This is a genomic window from Zoogloea sp., assembly GCF_028693495.1.
Taxonomy (GTDB): Bacteria; Pseudomonadota; Gammaproteobacteria; order Burkholderiales; family Rhodocyclaceae; genus Zoogloea.
This window is the reverse complement of the sequence record NZ_JAQUVG010000173.1, coordinates 1-3,184: the sequence shown is the minus strand read 5'-3', so window position 1 is coordinate 3,184 and position 3,184 is coordinate 1. Positions and strand designations below refer to the sequence as shown.

The window sequence follows — 3,184 nt, the reverse complement described above, 5'->3', positions numbered from 1 at the left end:
CGCTGGCGGGCATCCGTACCCAGCTCGAACTGATACCGGGGGACCACGACACCGCCTCCCGGGATAGCCGGGCCCGTCAGTGTATCGGCGCCATCGACCGCCTCTCCCACCTGGTCAACCAGATGCGCGTCCTGCTCTCCGCCGAGCCAGGGGGGCGCCAGGCCGGACTGGCCGAAACCATCGACCTGCCCGAACTGATCCGGGAGCGCAGCCCAGAGTGGATCCGTCTCGCCAGCACCCATGCCCTCGACCTGGGCTTCGAGCTGCAGCCCTGTCAGGTCACCGGAGACCGCCTGCTGCTGGGCGAGATGATCGCCAACCTGGTGCATAACGCCCTCGACTACACCCCCGCCCCGGGGGAGGTGACAGTTCGCTGCAGGCCCCTGGACGCCGGTTGTCTGATCGAAGTGGAAGACAACGGACCCGGCATTCCTCCCGCTTTCCGGGAGCGGGTTTTCGAACGCTTCTTCCGCCTGCCCAACGCCAGCCGGCCGGGAGGGGGCCTCGGCCTGCCCATCGTGCGGGAAATCGTCCGGGGCTTCGGAGGACAGGTGGACATCCACTCGCCCACCCATGGGCACGGTACGCTGCTGCAGGTTCGCTTGCCCTCTCCATGAGCCGGGGCAAGCACGGTCGATCCCGAACCTGCAAGCGGGCGCCCTCCGCGTCCCGACCCGACCTGCCAAACCAGCTTCACCTGGGAGCCTTCCTCCCTTACCATTGGGCAGCCCCGCCATCTGAACAGAGCCACCAAGGAGCTCCCGTGAAAGGCCATTTCGCTGCCCTGTCGCTGATCCTCATCGGAGTCGTCGCCCTTGCCATCAACCTGGATCTGGTGGAACTGGATCTGGTACAACTGGCCAGGACCTGGTGGCCGGTGGCGCTGATTGCCCTCGGCATCGGCCTGTTCCTGACCCCCGACGACACCCGACGCAGCCGGTCCGACTGAAATCCGGGCGGATCATATCCCTGCAAACTTGCTGCGCCAGCCTGTCCTCAGGCGGCAAAAGCCCAGACCATTCCAGTTCAACAGCACTCAAGGGAGAAACAAACATGGCGATGGACGTCGTCGACTACGAAATCTTTGGCGGATCCATGCAGTACGTGGAGGTGGAGCTTGACCCGGGCGAAGCCGCCATCGGGGAGGCCGGGGTGATGATGTACATGCAGGACGGCATCCAGATGGACACCATCTTCGGTGATGGATCCGCCCAGCAGGGGGGATTTTTCGGCAAGCTGATGGGCGCCGGAAAGCGCCTGCTCACCGGTGAGAGCCTGTTCACCACCGTCTATCACAACGAAGGCAGTGGCAAGCGCCGGGTCGCCTTCGCCGCCCCCTACCCGGGCAAGATCGTCCCGGTGGACCTGTCCACCGTCGGTGGCACCCTGATCTGCCAGAAGGATTCCTTCCTGGCCGCGGCCAAGGGCGTATCCCTGGGCATCGCCTTCCAGAAGAAGATCGGCGTTGGCCTCTTCGGCGGCGAAGGCTTCATCATGCAGAAGCTCGAGGGCGATGGCATGGCCTTCATCCACGCCGGCGGCACCCTGCTCGAAAAGACCCTGGCTCCGGGCGAAACCCTCCGGGTGGATACCGGCTGCGTAGTGGCGTTCCAGCCCAGCGTGGATTTCGACATCCAGTACGCAGGCAAGATCAAGACCGCCCTGTTCGGCGGCGAGGGGCTGTTCTTCGCCACCCTCAGCGGCCCTGGCAAGGTCTGGCTGCAGTCGCTCCCCCTCTCCCGCATGGCCGACCGTATCGTCATGGCCTCCCGGGCCGCCGGAGGCGGCGGCAAGGAAGGGGGCTCCATGCTTGCCGGCTTCGGACTCGGATCGGTCCTCGGCGACGACGAGTGAGCACCCACGGCCCACTGCCTGCACGCCATTACCCGGCCGGCGGCGATGCCCATGGCCGGGCCGTCCATCTGACCTGGGAGGGCGGCGCACTGACCCTCCTGTCCGCCGACCAGCCCCCCCTCCGGATCCCGCCGGAAGGCCTGCGTGCCGAAGCCCGGGGTTTCAACCACGGCCAGTGGGCACTCCAATGGCCTGGGGAGGACGGAGGAGAGCACCTGCTGCTGATCGATGACCGCCTGGTCGGCCCCCTGCGCGAAGTGGCGCCCCACCTGTTCCACCAGGGTGACCGGAGCCGGCATCGGCAAAAACGGCGCTTCGGGCTGGGCATCACCCTGCTCATCCTGCTGCCGCTCCTTCTGGTGGCCGCACTTTTCCTTGCCCTGGACCCCCTCGCTGACCGGGTGGTGGCGCGTATCCCGCCCTCCGTCGAAGCTCAGATCGGCCGGGCGGTCCTGACCCAGACCCGCCTCCAAAGCCGGATGATCGACGCGGGCCCTGCCCACGACACCGTCCAGGCCATCGCCCGCCGCCTCGTCCGTCCGGGCGAGAAGCTGGAGTTTCACCTGGCGGACGAGCCGGAGATCAACGCCTTTGCCGCCCCGGGCGGCGTGGTCATCGTATACAAGGGCTTGCTGGACAAGGCCGACACCCCCGAAGAAGTGGCAGGGGTTCTGGCCCATGAAATCGCTCATGTGGAGCTGCGCCACAGCCTCCACCAGATCGTGCGCAGCGCCGGCCTGCGGGTCATCGTGGCGGCCCTGGCCGGCAATTACGGCGACCTGGGAAGCTGGGCCGCCCGTCTCGGGGAACTCACCTTCTCGCGGGAGGCAGAACGGGAAGCGGATCAACGGGCCATCGAACGACTGGCCGAAGCCCGGATCGACCCGGGCGGCCTGCTCCGTTTTTTTGAACGCCTCGAAAAAATGGAAAGGGCTCAGGGCGCCCGCTTGCCGGCCCTGTTGTCCACCCACCCGGACACACCGGAGCGGATCCGGGCCCTCAGGAAGAGCCTGGCAGCCCACCCGCAATCCCCGGCAGAACCAATCGCCGTGGACTGGCAACGGTCACCGGGAGGGCGCTGATCAGTCCCTCGCGGGGCGTATCTGCCGGCCTTCAACGGACAAGCGGGGCAGCGAGATCTGCAGGAACATCTATGTCACGCACCACGCCCGGGTCACTCACCGGAACGCCCTGCAGGAGGGCGCCATGACGGGTCAGCAACTCACGAGCGCCCTGATCTCCCGTGGACGCCAGCAGGTCACTGCGCCAGCGGGCCGCGAATCCCACCGGATGCCCCCGCTTCCCCTCATGCACGGGCGCGACCAGGGGG

5 protein-coding genes are annotated in these 3,184 nt (G+C 67.1%); 4 read left to right on the top strand and 1 reads right to left on the bottom strand.

The genetic code is table 11. The annotated features are described in order from the left end of the window. The 4 genes from PHD22_RS16755 to PHD22_RS16740 all read left to right on the top strand — a co-directional run. On the top strand, nt 1–617 hold a 617-nt coding region (locus tag PHD22_RS16755; protein ID WP_299869543.1), incomplete at its 5' end, for a HAMP domain-containing sensor histidine kinase. A gap of 146 nt (nt 618–763) precedes the next feature. Further along, on the top strand, nt 764–949 hold the full coding sequence (locus PHD22_RS16750) for a DUF5668 domain-containing protein (RefSeq protein ID WP_299869540.1): 186 nt from the start codon (nt 764–766) through the stop codon (nt 947–949). A gap of 104 nt (nt 950–1,053) precedes the next feature. Then, nucleotides 1,054–1,854 (top strand): TIGR00266 family protein, encoded by an 801-nt coding sequence (locus PHD22_RS16745; protein ID WP_299869537.1) that lies wholly within the window; start codon nt 1,054–1,056, stop codon nt 1,852–1,854. Further along, nucleotides 1,851–2,936 carry a M48 family metallopeptidase gene (locus tag PHD22_RS16740; RefSeq protein ID WP_299869535.1) on the top strand — a complete coding sequence of 362 codons (1,086 nt, stop codon included), beginning with the start codon at nt 1,851–1,853 and terminating at the stop codon, nt 2,934–2,936. Before PHD22_RS16745 ends, PHD22_RS16740 begins: the two co-directional genes overlap by 4 nt. Nucleotides 2,937–2,967: 31 nt before the next feature. Here the strand turns inward: PHD22_RS16740 and PHD22_RS16735 are convergent. Then, nucleotides 2,968–3,184 (bottom strand): NTP transferase domain-containing protein (locus PHD22_RS16735; protein ID WP_299869532.1); only part of this gene is annotated, 217 nt, incomplete at its 5' end.

Bases quoted from the DNA above. Each gene is read 5' to 3' on its own strand.
- PHD22_RS16745 (WP_299869537.1), top strand. From the start codon at position 1,054: ATGGCGATGGACGTCGTCGACTACGAAATCTTTGGCGGATCCATGCAG.